This window comes from Sulfitobacter sp. HI0129, assembly GCF_001635395.1.
Lineage (GTDB): Bacteria > Pseudomonadota > Alphaproteobacteria > Rhodobacterales > Rhodobacteraceae > Sulfitobacter.
In genome coordinates this window covers 1-1061 of sequence record NZ_LWGH01000649.1, presented here as the reverse complement: position 1 = coordinate 1061, position 1061 = coordinate 1, and the positions used below count along the sequence as shown (strand labels likewise).

Sequence of the window (1061 nt, the reverse complement as noted above, 5' to 3'; positions counted from 1 at the left end):
GCACGGCGGAGAGAAGAGCGGCCGTGGTCGCGCAGGTCGGATGATAGGCGCCATCGATGTTGACAGGTGCGGTCTCGCCTTCGCCCATCGCGCGCTTGTCGATCACCGTCAACCGGGTGTCGATCGAAGTGCCATGCCGCGAAAAGACCTTGCCGTCGATGGCGGCGGAAAACACCACCTCTGAGCTCTGGCCTATCCGCTGGAACGTCGACTGGAAGCACTTGGTGGAAGGACGGAAACTCTCGCCGGTGATGACAAGGAGACGCCCACCGGGCGCGAGGCGAGCAAGGGAAGACAGAACATGTTGGCTGGTCGCCTGCCGGAACTGACCTTCGACATGGTTCGCAGCCGAAAACGGCGGGTTCATCACGATGACCGAGGGCGTGATCGACCTATCGAGACGGTCGTCGATCGACGCGGCATCGTGATCCGAGACGACTGCCTCCGGAAAGAGTTGTTGCAGCAAATTGCGGCGGGTTTCGGCAAGTTCATTCAGCGACAAACGCGCACCTGCGATACGGGCGAAGATCGCCAGCATGCCGGTGCCTGCGGAGGGTTCCAGAACCAGGTCGTCACCGCGAAACCCCGCCGCCTGCGCAACAATGGCCGCGAGCGGAAGAGGGGTCGAGAATTGTTGCAAGCGCACGCTGTCTTCGGAACGCCGCGTGTGCGACGGCGCCAGACCGGCGAGATGTTCAATCATGGTGAGGAAGGTGTGCGGCGTGGCCGCTTGGCGTTGCATCAGCGCGCCGTAGCGCGAAAGCATCAGGATCTGGGCCACCTCGGCGGCCTCATAGGCGTCTTTCCAGACCCAGGTGCCACTGGTGTCATTTGCGCCGAAAGCCTCTTCCATGGCGGCACGAAGGGCGGCAGCGTCGATAGACCTGCCCGCTTCGAACAGAGGGAGGAGGGTTTTCGCAGCCTGCATCAGGTGCTCGGCGAAGCCTGCAGCCGCGGGCAGGGCAGGGGCTTCGGGCTCGGTTGCAAGTTGGACGGAATGGGGGTGAGCGTTCATCGGCAATCTCCGGGGTTGTGGGTTGGCCCCGAGCCCCGCGCGCACT

At 63.6% G+C, this 1061-nt stretch carries 1 pseudogene; it reads right to left on the bottom strand.

Going from position 1 to position 1061, the window contains the following annotated elements:
- Positions 1–1015 (bottom strand): annotated as a pseudogene (locus A3764_RS16755) (methylase); the annotation flags it as partial.
- Between the last annotated feature and the right edge of the window lie 46 nt (positions 1016–1061).